Below are 17,613 nucleotides of genomic sequence, written 5' to 3'. Positions count from 1 at the left end.
GCGCTTCGGATAAGGAGTCCGGCACGTGCATCTTAAGTAAATTGTTGGCCCTAAGGCCGTCATCCCCGCGAAGGCGGGGACCCAAGTTCTTCCGTGTTACCTACTACGTCGAACGCTAGTGGTCATGACACAAACTTGGGCCCCCGCCTTCGCGGGGGTGACGGTGTTGAGGGTGGTAGTGCAAGGAGGGGCGTGCGACCTGCTCAGCCGCGATACTCCGGCTCCTCCCGCCCCGCCACATCCACCCGCGTGCACAGCACCTTGCCACTCAGCGGATACTCCGCCAGCTCCGCCGCCGAGCGCCCATGGCTCGCCGTGGTGATATACAAGGTCCGCAGATCCGTCCCGCCAAACGCCAGCGAAGTCGGGCAGCGCGCCGGCACCATGATCTCGCGCAGGATCTCGCCCTGCGGCGAAATGCGCAGCACGCGCCCGCCCTCGAACATCGCCACCCAGTACGCCCCTTCGCTGTCGATGGTCGCCCCGTCCGGACGCCCGCCATACCCCGGCGCCGACTTGTCGGTCGGGAAGCTCAAGAGGGTGCGCTGGTTGCTGTGTACGCCGGTCGCCGGATCGTAGTCATAGCAATCGATCCTGTGCGTCGTCGTGTCCGCATGGAACATCGTGCGCCCGTCCAGGCTCCAGGCCAGTCCATTCGAATTGGTCATCCCGCCCGCCCACGCGCGGCGCAGCCGGCCCTGGTCGAGCACGTACATCTCTGCCGCCGGCTGGTCGCGCGGCTCGTACATCGTGCCGATCCAGAAGCGGCCCGCCGGGTCCACGCGGCCGTCGTTGAAGCGTACCTTGGTGATGTCGTAGGGCGCGTCCGCGATCGGCGTCTCTTCACCGGTGGTGGTGTTCAGGTGCAGCAGGTCGCGGCGCGTGGCGACGACCAGGTTGTTGTCGCCGTCCACCGCCAGCGCCGACGGCTCCGAGGCCATCTGCCATGACGAATACTTGCCGCTCGCCGGATGCACGCGGTTGACCGTCAGGCCGTTGATGTCGACCCAGTACAAGGCCGACTCGACCTCGTGCCAGATCGCCGACTCGCCCACGAGCATGGGCGCGTCGTGGACCACTTCGAATTTTTCGGTTGCCATGTTCTCTGCTTGTCCTGGATTGCTCAGATCGCGGCCTTGGCGCGTGCGATCAGTCCGTTGGTCGAGCTGTCGTGCTTGTCCGGCTGCGGTTCGCCCGCCAGTTCGGCTTCGATTTTCTTGGCGAGCACCTTACCCAGTTCAACGCCCCACTGGTCGAAACTGTTGACATCCCAGATCACGCCCTGCACGAAAGTCTTGTGCTCGTAGAGCGCGATCAGCGCGCCCAGGGTCGACGGGGTCAGGCGTTCCATCAGGATGGTGTTGCTCGGACGGTTGCCCGGGAAGGTCTTGTGCGGCACCAGGCGCTCGACTTCCTCGGCAGGCAGGCCCTGCTGCTGCAGGTCGGCGCGCACCTCGTCCGCGGTCTTGCCCTTCATGAAGGCTTCCGACTGGGCGAAGCAGTTCGCCAGCAGGGCGGTGTGGTGGTGCTCCATCTCGTGCGCCGGGCGCAGGGCGGCGATGAAGTCGATCGGGGTCAGGTCGGTGCCCTGGTGCAGCAGCTGGAAGTAGGCGTGCTGGCCATTGGTGCCGCATTCGCCCCAGATCGCCGGGCAGGTCGCGGTGTCGACCGGCTCGCCGTCGCGGGTGACGCGCTTGCCGTTGCTTTCCATGTCGAGCTGCTGCAGGTAGGCCGGGAAGCGGTTCAGGTCCTGGTGGTAGGGCGCGATGGTGACCGAGGGGCAGCCCAGGAACTGGCGGTTCCAGAAGCCCACCAGGGCCAGGATCGCCGGCATGTTCTGCTCCAGCGGCGCGGTGCGGAAGTGCTGGTCCATGGCGTGGGCGCCGGCCAGGAAGTCGCTGAAGTAGCCGAAGCCGACCGCCAGCGCCACCGACAGGCCGATCGCCGACCAGACCGAATAACGGCCGCCCACCCAGTCCCAGAACGGGAACATGTTGGCCGGATCGATACCGAAGGCCTTGATCGCCTCGGTATTGGTCGACACCGCCACGAAGTGCCTGGCCAGCGCCTCTTCCTTGGCATGCGTGAGGAACCAGCTGCGCGCGGTCTGCGCGTTCATCATGGTTTCGGCGGTAGTAAAGGTCTTCGAGGCAACAATGAAGAGGGTGGTTTCCGGATCGACCTGGCCGAGCGCCGCGTCCATGTCGTGGCCGTCGACGTTCGACACGAAGTGCATGCGCAGGCGCGGATGGGCGTAGTGGCGCAGGGCCAGCACGACCATCTTGGGGCCCAGGTCCGAGCCGCCGATGCCGATGTTGACGATGTCGGTGATGGGCTTGCCGGTGTGGCCTTTCCATTCGCCGCTGCGCACGGCATCGGTGAAGGTCTTGATGCGGTCGAGCACGGCGTGCACGTCGGCCGGGATATCCTGGCCGTCGACCGTCAGCCTGGCGTCGCGCGGGGCGCGCAGGGCGGTATGCAGGACGGCGCGGTTCTCGGTGTTGTTGATGCGTTCGCCCGCGAACATGGCGTCGCGGCGCTGCTCGACGCCGCGCTCTTTTGCCAGCTGGACCAGCAGTTCAAGCGTGCGCCCGTCGAGGCGATTTTTTGAATAGTCTAGGAACAGGTCCGCGGCCTCGACCGACAGGCGCTCGAAGCGCTGCGGGTCGGTGGCGAACAGCTCGCGCATCTGCCACAGTTCGGCGTCTTCGGCATGTTGGTCGAGGGCTTGGAAGCTGGCGGTGCTGGTCAGGGAAGGCTGGCGCATGGGATGAAGGTGCGTGGCACAATTAACATGATGGATAGGCGAATAATACAGGGAAGCGCTCGTAAATTCACTACATAAAGTTTGTGCGCGCTTTCTCATCCATTTCCCAGTCCGCCGGCTGGGCTGGTCACTCCTCCCTGCCAAAAGAAGGAAAGGCGGGCGACAAGCGCATTGAGCGATTCTGTAGTAAAATTTCAGATACAAAATTTTGGAAGGAACGAACATGGCGCTCCACCCTGTAGTTGAACAGGTCACCAATCGCATCATCCAGCGCAGCAAGCCGTCCCGCGCGGCCTACCTGGCGCATCTCGAAGCCGCCCGCGTGCAGGGCGTACAGCGCAGCACGCTGGCCTGCACCAACCTGGCGCACGGCTTTGCCGCTTTCCCTGCCAACGACAAGCTCAAGCTGCGCGAATACAAGCAGCCTTCGGTGGCGATCGTTTCGTCCTACAACGACATGCTGTCGGCGCACCAGCCTTTCGAGACCTATCCGCAAGTGATCAAGGACGCCGTGCGCCAAGTCGGCGCCGTGGCCCAGTTCGCCAGCGGCGTGCCGGCCATGTGCGACGGCGTGACCCAGGGCCAGCCGGGCATGGAGCTGTCGCTGTTCTCGCGCGACGCCATCGCCATGGCCACCGCCGTCGGCATGTCGCACAACATGTTCGACGCCGCGCTCTACCTGGGCATCTGCGACAAGATCGTGCCGGGCCTGCTGATCGGCGCGCTGCACTTCGGCCACATCCCGGGCATCTTCGTGCCGGGCGGCCCGATGACCACGGGCATCTCGAACAAGGAAAAAGCCTCGATCCGCCAGCGCTACGCCAAAGGCGAGGCCACCCGCGAGGAACTGCTCGAGGGCGAATCGCGCTCCTATCACAGCTCCGGCACCTGTACTTTCTACGGCACCGCCAACAGCAACCAGATGCTGATGGAAATGATGGGCCTGCACATGCCGGGCGCCGCCTTCGTCACCCCGGGCACCCCGCTGCGCGAAGCGCTGACCCGCGCCGCGGCCCAGCACGCGGTGTCGATCTCCCAGCAGGGCGGCAACTACATGCCGATCGGCCGCATCGTGGACGAGAAAGCCATCGTCAACGCCATCGTCGCGCTGCACGCGACCGGCGGCTCGACCAACCACACCCTGCACATCATCGCGATGGCGCGCGCCGCCGGCATCGTGGTCGACTGGAACGATTTCGACGAGCTGTCGAAAGTCGTGCCTTCGCTGACCCGCGTGTATCCGAACGGCGAAGCCGACGTGAACCACTTCCAGGCCGCCGGCGGCCCGGGCTTCGTGATCCGCGAACTGCTGGACGCCGGCCTGGCGCACGATGACGTCAACACCATCCTGGGCCACGGCCTGCGCGCCCACTGCAAGGAGCCTTTCCTGGGCGAAGACGGCAAGGTGGTCTGGCGCGACCTGCCCGAGCAGAGCGGCGACGAAGCCGTGCTGCGCAAGGCATCGAACCCGTTCAGCAACAACGGCGGCATGGTGCTGGTGCAGGGCAACCTGGGCCGCGCCGTGATGAAGATCTCGGCGGTCAAGGCCGAGCACCACGTGGTCGAGGCCCCGGCCCTGACCTTCGATTCGCAGGACGATTTCATGCACGCCTACAAGGCGGGCAAGCTTGAGCGCGACTTCGTGGCCGTGATCCGCTTCCAGGGCCCGCGCGCCAACGGCATGCCGGAACTGCACGCGCTGACCCCGGCGCTGGCGAACCTGCAGGACGCCGGCTACCACGTGGCGATGGTGACGGACGGCCGCATGTCGGGCGCTTCCGGCAAGGTGCCGGCGGCGATCCACGTCTCGCCCGAGATCCTGGCCGGCGGCCCGCTGGGCCTGGTGCGCGACGGCGACATGATCCGCGTCGACGCCACCGCCGGCACCCTCGATGCGCTGGTGCCGGCCGACGTCTGGGCGGGGCGCAAGATGGCCACCGCCGACCTGTCGAAGAGCCACATCGGCATGGGCCGCGAACTGTTCGCGGTGTTCCGCAACGCCATCAGCGCGGCGGAGGAGGGCGCTGCCACCTTCCCGCTGCCGTCGCCGATTCCGACCACCGTACCGCTGCACGAAGGCGTGGACGCCGGCGAAATCATGCCGGGTTCCGATGAAGACTTTCTTTTTAGGACGCAGAAATGACCTTACTTGACATCATGCGCTCGGCGAGCGTCATCCCGGTTATCGCCATCGACGATCCCGACCAGGCCGTACCGCTGGCGAAGGCCCTGGTGGCGGGCGGCATCCGCGTGCTCGAAGTCACGCTGCGCACCCAGCACGGCCTCGGCGCGATCCGCGCCATGAGCCAGGTCGAAGGCGCCATCGTCGGCGTCGGCACCCTGACCCAGCCGGAAGAATTCGCCGCTGCCCGCGATGCGGGCGCCGTGTTCGGCGTGTCGCCGGGCCTGACCCCGACCCTGATCGAAGCGGCCAGGACCAGCGGCCTGCCGCTGCTGCCGGGCGTGATGACCCCGTCCGAAGTGATGGCGGCGCGCGAAGCGGGCTTCCGCCAGCTCAAGCTGTTCCCGGCCGTGCCGGCGGGCGGCGTGGGCATGCTGAACGCGATCGGCGGCCCGCTGCCGGACGTGACCTTCTGCCCGACCGGCGGCATCTCGATCGAGACCGCGCCCAAGTTCCTGGCCTGTAAGAACGTGGCCTGCGTGGGCGGTTCCTGGCTGACGCCGAAGGACCTGATGAACGCCGGCCAGTGGGACCAGATCACCGAGCTGGCCAGGGCGGCCGCGGCACTCCGCCCGCAGTAAAAGCTTGCGCATGCGGACGCTCGCGCGCCCGCTCAGCGCGGGTGAGATCCAGATGGCGTCGCTGCTGTTCCGCGACGCCATCGACTACCGCCGGGTACGCGTGTACAACCGGCGGTACATGCCGTTCCAGCCCAGGAACTGCTGCATGACGCCAAACGGCAGCCTGTATTTCCACCATTCCTGTTTCCTTCCCGATTACACGCGCGGCGATCCCGGCGCGATCCACTGGTTCATGCACGAGATGGTGCATGTGTGGCAGCACCAGCTGGGCTATCCGGTGCGGCTGCGTGGGGCCTTGCGCATTGGGTTGTCCTATGACTACACGCTGCGCGAAGGAGCCAGCCTGGCCGACTACAACATGGAGGCGCAGGGCGACCTGCTGGCCGACTACTTCGTGCTCAAGCATCTGCGCAAGCCGGATGCGATGCGCCAGCAGCGCTATCGCGGCAGCCTGGCAATGTACGAAGAGGTGTTGGGGCTGTTCCTGGCCGAGCCTGTGAACTGGAGCAACCTGCCGCTCGGCCCTGCGCGCTGGCTGGCGCGCCGGAGCTGAAGGGCTGCTTCACCTGGCGGCGTCGTGGAGCGTGACCGTATCGAGCTGGCCGATGAACGCGATGTCGTTCCGGTCCACGCCGGCCAGGGCCGGATCGAAGCGGATCACCTGGCACATGCCCTCGGTGCGCGCCGCCGCCGGCTGGCCGCCGATCTCGATGCGGCCCTCGCCAGTGAAGAAGCACGCCTTCAAGCCGTCGAAGCGCGCAACCCGTTCGTCGTACATGCTGATCCGGTACCAGGGGATCTGCTGCTGCACGCGCTTGACCTCGTCGAAGGCTTTCGCGAAGTCCGCATAGGGAAGCATTTGACCTTCCCTGAGTCGGAGCTTCCAGGCCACATTGACGTAGCCTTTGCGGGTCTGGGTGTTGAACATGAGGGTGGCCTGTTCCCTGGCCGCCTGCTCGTTGTTGGGCAGCAGGAAATAACCTCCCCGGTCGACGGGGATGGTCTGGTCCTGCGTCTCGCCGACGATGGCGACCGCCCAGCTGTCCGGGAGATAGGTGTCGCGTGCCGGGCCAGTGATGCCGGTGAAGGACAGGCGAAGCCGCAGGTCGATGACACGCGGTTCCGGAGGCAGCAGGGATTGCAGGAAGGCCTGGTGCTTGAGGAAGGTAGCATAAGGCACGTTGCCCGGGTTCTTCTTCGAGTTGATCTCGACCGGGGAGAGTTCCCTGACCTGTTCATTGTCTGCCTGGTGCGCATTTGCGGTTGTTGTCAGGAAGACGGCCAATGCGGCGAAAGCGGGTAGTCTTGAATAAGCCATACGCCTGCCGGGTTACTGTGCGCGCCCGGTTTTTTTCAGCACTACCGAAGAGCTCGGCACGGTGCAGGCACGGGTGCACTGGCGGAACTTGCTCTCGCAAGCGTTGAACCGTGCCTGCTTTCTTTTCTCGAAATCCGACCTTTCGGCGGTGCGCGTCATGTCCGAAACAGGCTGGCCCTGCGCGGCGGCGCGCGCGTGAGGATTCTTCTCACGCATTTCAAAGAAATTCGACGTATCGTTTTCGGTCGCCTCCAGGGCGTTTGCCTTGCACTCCTGCTTCTGCGTGGAGCACAGCGAGGTGCACAAGCCCGGTTCGTCGGCGTGGGCGGCGCAGCCGAGGCCAAGCGCAAGACATAACAGGGCAAGGCGATGCATGCTGGGCTTTTTCATCGATATCGACATCCTGATCGGAAAAGGCCGAGTTTGATGTGTTAGTGCAATTTTGGCAATGCGCCAGGCATGATCTTCATTGATCGCAAAACTGCAGCGCGTTGCCGTCAGGATCGCGAAGGTGAAACTCCCTGGTGCCCCACGGGGTGTTCGCGGGTTCCCGGTAGGGACTGGTACTGAGGGCCGGAAGCGCGCCGGCAGCCAGGAACTCCGCGTAGAGCGCGTCGACATCGTCGACGACAAACCGGTACGCGGGGCGGTCGAGCGCATTGTTCCAGTGCGAGGCGTCTTGCCACTGCAGGTGCACATGCAGGCCGTCGCGCGCCACGCCGGCATAGCGCGGCTGTTCGGTGTCGTCCGCGAAGACGAGGGCGTAGCCCAGCCTGGCGTAAAAATCGAGCGCGGTCCGCACGTCGCGCGCCATCAGCACCGGCACCTGCGCCAGGATCTTTGTATTCATCTGTGCTCCTCAGACATCAGTCTATCACTGGTGTTGACAAGATATTCACGTACGCCGTGTGCTGATGCGATTTCGGCGGCGCAGGGCGGGAATCCTTTAAAATGTCGCATTCTTTTTCTTCTACCAACAGCGCATCATGACTCAAGACGAACTCAAACAGGCAGTGGCACGCTCCGCCATCGATTACGTGGTCGACGGCGAAATCATCGGCGTCGGCACTGGCTCGACCGCCAACTTCTTCATCGACGAACTGGCCAAGATCAAGGACCGCATCAAGGGTACCGTGGCTTCGTCGGAAGGTACGGCGGCGCGCCTGCGCGGCCACGGCATTCCGGTGTTCGACATGAACGAGGTGGAATCGATCGCCGTCTACATCGACGGCGCGGACGAGATCAACGCGGCCGGCGCGATGATCAAGGGCGGCGGCGCGGCCCTGACCCGCGAGAAGATCGTGGCGTCGATCTCGCAGAAGTTCGTCTGCATCGCGGACGGCTCGAAGCTGGTGGAGACCATGGGCAAGTTCCCGCTGCCGGTGGAAGTCATCCCGATGGCGCGTGCGGCCGTGATGCGCAAGCTGGCAGCCCTGGGCGGCCAGCCGCGCCTGCGCACCAAGGCGGGCAGCGACGAAGCCTTCATCACCGACAACGGCGGCGAGATCATCGACGTGGCCGGCCTGGCTATCACCGACCCGGTGGCGCTGGAGAACCAGATCAACCAGATCGTCGGCGTGATCGCCGTCGGCCTGTTCGCGCAGCGCGGCGCCGACGTCTGCCTGCTGGGCACGGCGGAAGGCGTCAAGACCCTGTCGTTCTAAGCTTTACGAGGCCTTTCCATGAAACGCGCGCTGGTGCTGGTGGCTGTCCTGTTGGGTGGTTGTTCCATGTTCAAGAGCAAGATGGAGCCGGCGCCACGGGCGCTTGCGGCCTCCCCGGCGGCGCCGCAGCTGCTTGATGCGAATGGCGCGCCGATCCAGCGGGTGCCGTTCCAGACCGGCGTGTCCTCGGCCACGGTCGAGAAGCTGGCGCGCGCGCAGGGCTGCACGGGCGGCCAGGGCGCGGGGCTGGTCACGGAGCCGGGGCCGATCGAGGTCTACCGGATGCAGTGCGAGGGTGGGAAGGTGTTCATGGCGCGGTGTGAGTTGCGCCAGTGCAGGAAGATGTGACTTGCCTGTTTTGCGACTGCGGTAGCGTTGCTGGTTCGCTAAAAACTTGGGTCCCCGCGAAGGCGGGGACCCAAGTTTCTTTACCTACTGTTAGCGCCGGCTTATGCAGTCGGCGGCACGTACCCCACCGCCTGATCCGCACCTTCACCAAAGAAATGCCGCTCCATCTGCGTCGCCAGGTACTTGCGCGCGCGGTCATCCGCCAGGTTCAGGCGGTTCTCGTTGATCAGCATGGTCTGGTGCTTCAGCCAGGCCTGCCAGGCTTCCTTCGAAACGGACTGATAAATCTTCTTGCCCATTTCGCCAGGAACCGGCGGGAAATCCAGCCCTTCGGCTTCCTTGTTCAGTTTGATGCAGTGGACGGTGCGGGCCATCGTGTACTCCTGTTATGCGGGACGGTGTAAAACCACCATTATAAAGACTTGATCAAAACCTGTGACCGGCGCTGCCAGTTATACATATGCTGGCGGTCCTTCGGCAGGTCGTCCACCGTGGCCGGCACGAAGCCGCGCTTCTTGAACCAGTGCGAGGTACGCGTGGTCAGCACGAACAGCTTGTTCAGGCCCGCCGCGCGGGCGCGGTTTTCCATGTGCTTGAGGATGCGTTCGCCGTCGCCCTGGGTCTGGGCTTCCTGGCTCACCGTCAGGCAAGCCATCTCGGCCATCTTCGATTCCGGGAACGGATACAGCGCGGCGCAGCCGAAGATCACGCCGTCGTGCTCGATGACGGAGAACTGGTCGATCTCGCGCTCGATCAGCTCGCGGCCGCGGTAGACCAGGGTGCCGTCGGCTTCCAGCGGCTCGATCAGCTTGATAATTCCGCCGACGTCCTCAATTGTGGCCTGGCGCAGGCTTTCCAGGTTCTCGTGGCTGACCATGGTGCCCACGCCGTCGTGGGTGAACACCTCGAGCAGCACCGAGCCGTCGGTCGAGAAGGGCACGATGTGGGCGCGGTCCACGCCGCTGTTGCAGGCCTTGATGGCGTGCTGCAGGTAGAAGGCGGCATCCGGCTGCAGGAAACCGGCCTGCAGCACGGCCTCGGCCTGGTGCGAGGACAGTTCGCGCAGCTCGGCGTCGCCGGCATCCTTCATCATCGGGGTTTCGGTGATGTAGATCAGCTTGTCGGCGTGCAGGGCGATCGCGGCCGAGGCGGCAACGTCCTCCATCGTCAGGTTGAAGATCTCGCCGGTCGGCGAGAAACCCAGCGGCGACAGCAGCACCAGGCTGTCCTCGGTCTGCAGGATCGGGTGGATCTTCTCGGCGTGGATCTTGCGGGTCACGCCGGTCAGCTCGAAGTCGGTGCCGTCGATCACGCCGAGCGGGCGGGCGACCACGAAGTTGCCCGAGACGATACTGATCTGGGCATGCGACATCGGCGTGTTCGGCAAGCCCTGGCTGAAGGCGGCTTCGATATCCAGACGCAATTCGCCGGCGGCTTCCTTCGCGCATTCGAGCGCCGCGGTGTCGGTGATGCGGATACCGTTGTGGAAGCGGCCCTCGACATTGCGCAGCGCGAGTTGTTCGGCCACCTGCGGACGCGAGCCGTGCACCAGCACGATGCGGATGCCGAGGCCGACCAGCAGCGACAGATCCTGCGCCAGCACCGGCAGGGCGCCGGAGGCGACCAGTTCACCGGGGAAGGCGACGACGAAGGTCTTGCCGCCAAAGGCATGAATATACGGCGCGACAGAGCGCAGCCACTGGACGAATTGGGTAGGGTTTTCCATTTGCCGCATTATAATTCGCTGCGCGATGTGCGCACCAAATACCTTGTAAAAATCAATGTCTGAACAGAGTAACAAGCCTTCGCCGCAGCCGGCGCGCGCCGCTTCCCCCAAACACGCATCCGCACAGCCGCCCAAGCGCCGCCCGGAGGGAGAGCCGCGTGCAGCGCGTCCTCCGCGCGAAGAAGCGCCGGTGCGCGTGCGTAATCCGCTGCCGCCGATCGTCTTCCCCGAAGACCTGCCGGTATCCGGCCGCCGCGCGGAAATCGCGAAGGCGGTGAGCGAGAACCAGGTGGTGATCGTATCGGGCGAAACCGGCTCCGGTAAAACCACGCAGTTGCCGAAGATCTGCCTGGAGCTGGGCCGCGGCGAAAAGGGCATCATCGGACACACCCAGCCGCGCCGGATCGCCGCGTCGTCGACCGCCAAGCGCATCGCGCAGGAACTCGGTACCCCGCTGGGCGAGCACGTGGGCTACAAGGTCCGCTTCAACGACACGCTGCAGAAGGGCGCCTCGGTCAAGCTGATGACCGACGGTATCCTGCTGGCCGAAACCCAGACCGATCCGCTGCTCAAGGCCTACGACACGATCATCATCGACGAGGCGCACGAGCGCAGCCTGAACATCGACTTCCTGCTCGGCTACCTGAAGCAGCTGCTGCCGCGCCGGCCGGACCTGAAGATCATCATCACCTCGGCCACCATCGACGCCGACCGCTTCGCGCGCCACTTCGGCACGCCGGAGAAGCCCGCGCCGGTGATCGAGGTCTCCGGCCGCCTGTACAAGGTGGAAGTGCGCTACCGCCCGGTGGACCGCGATCCGGTGGGCGTCACCGCCAAGCCGGGCGAGCCGCCGCCGAAGGCGCAAGCCGCCCGCGACAAGCGCGACCTGATGGACGCGGTGGTCGACGCGGTCGATGAGCTGTGCCGCATCGGCTCGGGCGACGTGCTGGTCTTCCTGCCGGGCGAACGCGAGATCCGCGATTGCGCGGAGGCGCTGCGCAAGCACCATCCGCCGCATGTCGAGATCCTGCCGCTGTTCGCGCGCCTGTCGGTCGAAGAACAGGACCGCGTGTTCCGCACCACGAACGCGCGCCGCATCGTGCTGGCCACCAACGTGGCCGAGACCTCGCTGACGGTGCCGGGCATCCGCTACGTGGTCGACACCGGCCTGGCGCGCGTGAAGCGCTACAGCTTCCGCAACAAGGTCGAGCAGCTGCAGATCGAGCCGGTGGCGCAGTCCGCCGCCAACCAGCGCGCCGGCCGTTGCGGCCGCGTGGCCGACGGCGTCTGCATCCGCCTGTACGAGGAAGACGATTACATCAAGCGTCCCAAGTTCAGCGACCCGGAGATCCTGCGCTCCTCGCTGGCCTCGGTCATCCTGCGCATGAAGTCCCTGCGCCTGACCGACGTCGAGACCTTCCCCTTCATCGAGGCGCCGCAAGGCCGCGCGATTGCCGACGGCTACCAGCTGCTGCAGGAGATCGGCGCGGTCGACGATACCAACGAGCTGACCCCGTTGGGCCGCAAGCTGGCCAAGCTGCCGCTCGATCCGCGCGTGGGCCGCATGATCCTGGCCGCGCTGGACAACCACTGCCTGACCGAGATGCTGATCGTGGCTTCGGCGCTGTCGACGCAAGACCCGCGCGACCGTCCCATCGAATACCAGCAGCAGGCCGACGAGAAGCACAAGAAGTTCGCCGACGAGAAGTCCGAGTTCCTCAGCTACCTCAAGATCTGGAAGTGGTTCGAGGAAGCGATCGAGCACAAGAAGTCGAACCGCCAGCTGCAGGACAACTGCCGCGCCAACTTCCTGTCGCAGCTGCGCCTGCGCGAGTGGCGCGACGTGCACTCGCAGCTGCTCACCATCGTGCGCGAGCAGGGCTGGCGCCTGAACGAAGCGCCGGCCACCTACGAGCAGCTGCACCTGGCGCTGCTCACCGGCCTGCTGGGCAACATCGGCTTCAAGGCCGAGGACGAGCAGGGTGGCGTGTATCTGGGCGCGCGCGGCATCAAGTTCCACATCTGGCCGGGTTCGACCCTGGGCAAGAAGGCGGGCCGCTGGATCATGGCGGCGGAACTGGTCGAAACCACGCGCCTGTACGCGCGCACCATCGCCCAGATCCAGCCGGAGTGGATCGAGAAGATCGGCGGGCACCTGCTCAAGAAATCCTGGGGCGAGCCGCGCTGGGAAAAGCGCCAGGCGCAGGTGACGGCGCTGGAGCGCGCGACCCTGTACGGCATCGTCGTCTACAGCAACCGCCGCATCAACTACAGCCAGCACAACCCTTTGGCGTCGCGCGAGATCTTCATCCGCGACGCGCTGGTGGCGGGCGACTACGAGACGCGCCTGGCGTTCTACGCCCACAACCACAAGCTGGTGAAGGAGATCGAGAACCTCGAGCACAAGTCGCGCCGCCAGGACGTGCTGGTGGACGACCAGCTGATCCACGCCTTCTACGACAAGGAGATCCCGCTTGACATCGTCAACGGCGCGGGCTTCGAGAAGTGGTACAAGGACGCGTCGCGCGACAACCCCAAGCTCTTGTTCCTGAACCGCGAAGAACTGATGCGCCACGAGGCGGCGGGCGTGACCACCGAGCTGTTCCCGAAGACGATGAACGTCACCGGGATCGAGATGGGACTGTCCTACCACTTCGAACCGGGCAGCGTGCGCGACGGCGTGACCCTGGCGGTGCCGCTGTTCGCGCTGAACCAGATCCCGCAGGAGCGCGCGGCCTGGCTGGTGCCGGGCATGCTGAAGGAGAAGGTGCACCTGCTGCTGAAATCCCTGCCGCAGAAGCTGCGCCGCCATTGCGTGCCGCTGCCTGACTACGCGGCGCGTTTTGTCGAGCGCATCGATGCGGCGGGCAGCTTCGGCCGGGGCGACCTGATCGACGTGCTGATCGCGGACATCCACGCCCAGCTAGGGGTGCGGGTGCTGACCACGGACTTCAAGCTGGAGACCCTGCCGGCGCACCTATTCATGAATTTCAAGGTGATCGACGAGCATGGCCGCCAGCTGGACATGGGCCGCAACCTCGCGACCCTGCAGGCCGAGCTGGGCGGGCAGGCGCGCCAGAGCTTCCAGAAGCTGGCCGAGGCCAAGCCTGCCGCGCCGGCGGCGCCCGCGCGTGCGCAGCAGCAGCCGGCATCCGCGCCGCCTGCGGGCAAGGGGAGGGGCGTGCAGCCCGCCGCTGCGCCCGCTCACGCACCGGCCGCCTCGCCGGCCGCGCGCCAGCACACCGGCATCACCAGCTGGACCTTCGGCGAGCTGCCGGAGCTGCTGGAGATCAACCAGGGCAAGCTGACCCTGATCGGCTTCCCGGCGCTGGTGGACAAGGGCACGCACTGCGACCTGGAAGTGTTCGACGACCCGAACGTGGCGGCGCGCACTCACCGCGTGGGCCTGCGCCGCCTGTTCGCGCTGCAGTTCAAGGAGCAGCTCAAGTTCGCGGAGAAGAACATCCCGGGCCTGCAGCAGATGGGCATGCAGTTCATGAGCGTGGGTACGCAGGAGGATCTGCGCGACCAGATCGTGGCCAAGGCCATCGACATCGCCTGCCTGCAGGACCCGCTGCCGACGGATGCGGCGTCGTTCAACAAGCGCAAGGACGAGGGCAAGGGGCGGATCGGCCTCCTGATCAACGAGATCGCGCGCCTGGCGGGGCAGGTGCTGGCCGAATTCCACGGCCTGCCCAAGCGCCTGCAAAGCCTGCCGCAGCCGGTGGCAGCGGATATCCAGTCGCAGTTGCAGGGGCTGGTGCACAAGCGTTTCATCGCCGACAACGAGTACTCGCAGCTGGCGCATTTCCCGCGCTACCTGAAGGCGATCAATGTGCGGATGGAGAAGCTGCGCACCAATGCGTCGCGCGATGCGCAGCTGATGGCGGAATGGCAGAACGCGGCCAGCCAGTTCCAGCGCACCCTGAAGAACCAGGCGGGCAAGAACAACGATCCGCGCATGGTGGAGTTCCGCTGGATGCTGGAGGAGTTGAGGGTGTCGCTGTTCGCGCAGGAACTGAGGACGCCGATGCCGGTGTCGGCCAAGCGGCTGCAGAAGGTGTGGGAGTCGATGATTCGGTAGAGCTGATCGACTGTTCGACAGTTGGTTGAACTTGGGCCCCCTTGGCGGGGACCCAAGTCTTAAGCAAACCACCAATCCATCATTTACCCGATATTGCTCCCCCGGATCCTGCTCAGATCCTTGTCATCGCCATCATGCCCCGGCCGCGGATCGGCACTGCCGCCCGGACCATAGGACGAGCCTCCGGCGGCAGTCCCGCCCCCGGCACTACCGCCCAGGTTGCTGCTCCCGCCACCCGCACCAGACCCCATCCCGGCATTGCTGGTCCCGGAGCCCACACCACCCAGCCCCGACCCGCTGCCCAGGTCGCCGCCGCCAGCCGAGCCCGATCCCATGCTCGAGCCCATGCCGCTGCCCATGCGCGAGGACCCCGTCCCCGCGCTGGCGCCGCCCACCATGCCGCCCACGGCCACGCCCGGCCCCATACTCGGCGCACCCGGACGATCCATGTCGGTGCCGTAGAAGCTGTGAATGCCGCTCGCCCAGTTGACGTCGCTCATGTCCGGCCAGGCATCCTTGTCGAACCCAGGCGCATTCTTCAGTCGTTCCTTGTCGACATTCAACACGAAGCGATGGTGCGCGGTGTCGAGGTGCAGCGCCTGCCAGGGCACGGCGAACAGCTTCTCGCCCATGCCGAGGAAGCCGCCAAAGGCCAGCACGGCGTAAGCCACCTGGCCGGTCTGCATGTCGAGCATGATTTCCTTGATGTCGCCAAGGTTCTCTTCTTTGCCATTGACGACGCTGTCGCCGATCAAGGTGTCGGCGCCCATGAGTGCCGGGCCAGGACCCGCGTGCCGCGTGTCCTTGTACATCCCGTACTTGTCACGATCTGCGTAGCTCATCTCGTCCTCCTTGGTCTGTAGACCTCTGCCGCAATGTCGACGGCTACCCGACAAGGGTGGCGCGCAACAATGCTGTAACAATGATATGGCTCAATCGAAGCAGGGCGCGCGCGTTAGTTACGGTCGAGTTGACGTGCAATGCGAGCTAGCGCACAGAAGCCGGTAGAAGGCGTAGTTATTCTGCTAAGTAATGTTTCGGAGGCTACAAGAAATGACGATCAACTCGCGTTGCAACTATGGCGGCTCGTTGGGCAAACTGATCCGCACCCGTTCGCTGTCTTCACTTTTCGCCAGCTTGCGCTGGATGCGCAACCGCTAAGTCCGGAGCGTATTCGCCTGCGCTGCGTGGATGCCGGACGCTTTGCCGTCCAGGTAGCGTGACAGAGCGAGTATTTCTGCGGTCCTGGCATCCTGCCGGCATGCGTCATTCGAAAGACGGAATGAGGCTGGCAGTGATCACGCTATTATCGGCCTCCGGCGGGCTGACATTCGCCTGCACTACGCTCTTGCTTGGTATCTTGGCCAGCCCGGACAGCAGTGCCTGCCATGCGCTTCCACGAGCGCAAATCGTCACACCGGACGAGCAGATTGCGATTGCAACCGATGTCTCTGTCGTCAGGGTGGTTCGGGCGACTCCTTATGCCAGTACCTGTGCCTGGCGCACTCCAGATCGACGGGACATATAAAAACGGGATGGCATGACAGCCATCCCGTTTTGCATTCGACGCCAAGTCCGGATCGGGTCGACAAGTCCATACCGCCAGCACCTGAAACGGATACAGACGGGTAAGCACGGCCCGAGCGCTGTCCTAATCATTTGAATTCCATTAATTAGCAATAAATACTGCTACAGCATGGTAGTTAACATGCTAGCATTGATCAACTTCGTTGCGTCTTCGATGAGGTTCTGGCCCGATAAAGCATTGAAACCCCGCATGCACAATCAGAGGAAGAAAATGATCAAAAAATGGATTGTCATACCGCTTTTGCTGGTTTTAACGATGTACGGTGTGATCTACACCATGGATACCTGGGTTCCATTCCTACAAAGACTCAAGCCGAAAACTGAGATTGTCATCGACAAGGCAACCCAAAAGGAGGCGATCAATACATTAATAGCGAAGCTGAACGCTCACTATGTCTATCCCGAGAAGGCCCGGCAGATGGAAGTGGTCTTGCGTCAGCACCTGCGCGAGGGCAAGTACGAGAAGATAACTGACGGAGAAGAGTTCGCAGATCGGCTCACCGACGACCTTCGCGGGGTAAGCCGTGACCTGCATATGATGGTGCACTCCAGCCCCGAGGAGGTTCCGTACGACCGTGATGTCCCACCCCCGCCGGCCTCGAAAGCGGAGTGGGAGCGACGTACCCCGTTAGCCAGGCGTCTGCTCCTGGATCTTGGCCTTGGCCTCGGAAAAGCTGGCGTGGCAAAGGTCGATCACCTCAGTTCCAATATTGGTTACCTGAAGCTGCCTGACTTTCCTCCTGGTTTCGTCATGGCCGAACGATATGCCGCAGCGATGGACAAGCTGGCTGACACTGACGGCCTCATCGTGGACTTGCGTGAGAACGGTGGCGGCGACCCGGCAACCGTAGCCTTACTGATCAGCTACTTCGTCGACCAGCCTACACGTGTCAACGACATGTGGGATCGCACTTCCGGTATCACCACGCAGCGGTGGACGGTGGATAAGCTTGACGGCAAGCGTTATGGCGGCAGAAAGCCGATCGTCATCCTGGTTGGCCCTAATACCAAATCGGCCGGCGAAGATTTCGCCTATACGATGCAGGCATTGAAACGGGCCACCGTGATCGGCGAACCGACCTGGGGTGGCGCCCATCCCAGCCGACCCTATCGCCTTGGCGACCACTTTGCTGCCTGGATACCGAGTCGCCGTGCGATCAATCCGATTACCCTTACCAATTGGGAGGGGGTAGGCGTCATTCCGGATGTTGCAGCAACGCAGGACAACGCGCTCTCGATAGGGAAGGAGTTGCTGCAGCGTCGATTCAAAGAGCTCCCCCGACAAATTGCCGCAGGCCGTTGACACCGCTGCGCATTATCAGCGCCGCACGTGCGACGCCGACGCCTCATAAAGAA

At 64.4% G+C, this 17,613-nt stretch carries 15 protein-coding genes; 7 read left to right on the top strand and 8 right to left on the bottom strand.

What is annotated here, in order from left to right:
* Nucleotides 1-203: 203 nt before the first annotated feature.
* Both J8847_RS09560 and pgi read right to left on the bottom strand, forming a co-directional pair.
* Nucleotides 204-1,100: an SMP-30/gluconolactonase/LRE family protein gene (locus J8847_RS09560; protein WP_229512657.1), complete on the bottom strand. Its 897-nt coding sequence runs from the start codon at nt 1,098-1,100 to the stop codon at nt 204-206.
* A 23-nt stretch (nt 1,101-1,123) separates the two neighbouring features.
* Nucleotides 1,124-2,767 carry a glucose-6-phosphate isomerase gene (gene pgi / locus J8847_RS09555; RefSeq protein WP_211524468.1) on the bottom strand — a complete coding sequence of 548 codons (1,644 nt, stop codon included), beginning with the start codon at nt 2,765-2,767 and terminating at the stop codon, nt 1,124-1,126.
* Between the two features lie 223 nt (nt 2,768-2,990).
* Between pgi and edd the strand changes: the two genes are divergently transcribed.
* From edd to J8847_RS09540, 3 genes are read left to right on the top strand one after another with little or no spacing between them, the layout of a single operon-like run.
* A complete protein-coding gene (edd, locus tag J8847_RS09550) occupies nt 2,991-4,910 on the top strand; it encodes a phosphogluconate dehydratase (RefSeq protein WP_211524467.1) in 1,920 nt (639 codons plus the stop codon).
* Entirely contained in the window at nt 4,907-5,530 is a 624-nt protein-coding gene (gene eda / locus J8847_RS09545) for a bifunctional 4-hydroxy-2-oxoglutarate aldolase/2-dehydro-3-deoxy-phosphogluconate aldolase (RefSeq protein ID WP_211524466.1), read from the top strand. The genes edd and eda overlap by 4 nt, the downstream gene beginning before the upstream one ends.
* A gap of 10 nt (nt 5,531-5,540) precedes the next feature.
* On the top strand, nt 5,541-6,083 hold the full coding sequence (locus tag J8847_RS09540) for a Rhs element Vgr protein (RefSeq protein WP_211524465.1): 543 nt from the start codon (nt 5,541-5,543) through the stop codon (nt 6,081-6,083).
* A 9-nt stretch (nt 6,084-6,092) separates the two neighbouring features.
* On the opposite strand, the gene J8847_RS09535 is transcribed toward J8847_RS09540, so the two are convergent.
* From J8847_RS09535 to J8847_RS09525, 3 genes are all read right to left on the bottom strand, one after another.
* Nucleotides 6,093-6,848, bottom strand: a complete 756-nt coding sequence (locus J8847_RS09535) for a hypothetical protein (protein WP_211524464.1) — start codon at nt 6,846-6,848, stop codon at nt 6,093-6,095.
* 12 nt (nt 6,849-6,860) lie between these two features.
* Nucleotides 6,861-7,238 carry a hypothetical protein gene (locus J8847_RS09530; RefSeq protein WP_211524463.1) on the bottom strand — a complete coding sequence of 126 codons (378 nt, stop codon included), beginning with the start codon at nt 7,236-7,238 and terminating at the stop codon, nt 6,861-6,863.
* 76 nt (nt 7,239-7,314) lie between these two features.
* Complete coding sequence (locus J8847_RS09525) at nt 7,315-7,698, bottom strand: VOC family protein (RefSeq protein WP_211524462.1); 384 nt, start codon at nt 7,696-7,698, stop codon at nt 7,315-7,317.
* A 136-nt stretch (nt 7,699-7,834) separates the two neighbouring features.
* Between J8847_RS09525 and rpiA the strand changes: the two genes are divergently transcribed.
* Nucleotides 7,835-8,512: a ribose-5-phosphate isomerase RpiA gene (gene rpiA / locus J8847_RS09520; protein ID WP_211524461.1), complete on the top strand. Its 678-nt coding sequence runs from the start codon at nt 7,835-7,837 to the stop codon at nt 8,510-8,512.
* A gap of 18 nt (nt 8,513-8,530) precedes the next feature.
* Nucleotides 8,531-8,860 (top strand): hypothetical protein, encoded by a 330-nt coding sequence (locus J8847_RS09515; RefSeq protein WP_211524460.1) that lies wholly within the window; start codon nt 8,531-8,533, stop codon nt 8,858-8,860.
* Nucleotides 8,861-8,961: 101 nt separating this feature from the next.
* On the opposite strand, the gene J8847_RS09510 is transcribed toward J8847_RS09515, so the two are convergent.
* The gene (locus tag J8847_RS09510) at nt 8,962-9,234 is read right to left on the bottom strand and encodes an oxidative damage protection protein (protein WP_211518579.1); all 273 of its coding nucleotides are present in this window, start codon (nt 9,232-9,234) and stop codon (nt 8,962-8,964) included.
* A 38-nt stretch (nt 9,235-9,272) separates the two neighbouring features.
* The gene (argA, locus tag J8847_RS09505; RefSeq protein ID WP_211524459.1) at nt 9,273-10,586 is read right to left on the bottom strand and encodes an amino-acid N-acetyltransferase; all 1,314 of its coding nucleotides are present in this window, start codon (nt 10,584-10,586) and stop codon (nt 9,273-9,275) included.
* Between the two features lie 55 nt (nt 10,587-10,641).
* Between argA and hrpA the strand changes: the two genes are divergently transcribed.
* Nucleotides 10,642-14,670: an ATP-dependent RNA helicase HrpA gene (gene hrpA / locus J8847_RS09500; RefSeq protein WP_211524458.1), complete on the top strand. Its 4,029-nt coding sequence runs from the start codon at nt 10,642-10,644 to the stop codon at nt 14,668-14,670.
* A gap of 83 nt (nt 14,671-14,753) precedes the next feature.
* Here hrpA and J8847_RS09495 read toward each other — a convergent pair whose 3' ends face one another.
* Entirely contained in the window at nt 14,754-15,512 is a 759-nt protein-coding gene (locus tag J8847_RS09495; protein WP_211524457.1) for a PRC-barrel domain-containing protein, read from the bottom strand.
* Nucleotides 15,513-16,378: 866 nt separating this feature from the next.
* Between J8847_RS09495 and J8847_RS09490 the strand changes: the two genes are divergently transcribed.
* The gene (locus J8847_RS09490; protein ID WP_211524456.1) at nt 16,379-17,560 is read left to right on the top strand and encodes a S41 family peptidase; all 1,182 of its coding nucleotides are present in this window, start codon (nt 16,379-16,381) and stop codon (nt 17,558-17,560) included.
* The last annotated feature ends 53 nt before the right edge of the window (nt 17,561-17,613 follow it).

The organism is Massilia sp. AB1 (assembly GCF_018119385.1).
GTDB lineage: Bacteria > Pseudomonadota > Gammaproteobacteria > Burkholderiales > Burkholderiaceae_D > Telluria.
The sequence above is the reverse complement of the archived record's forward strand: the minus strand, read 5'-3'. Positions and strand labels throughout refer to the sequence as shown.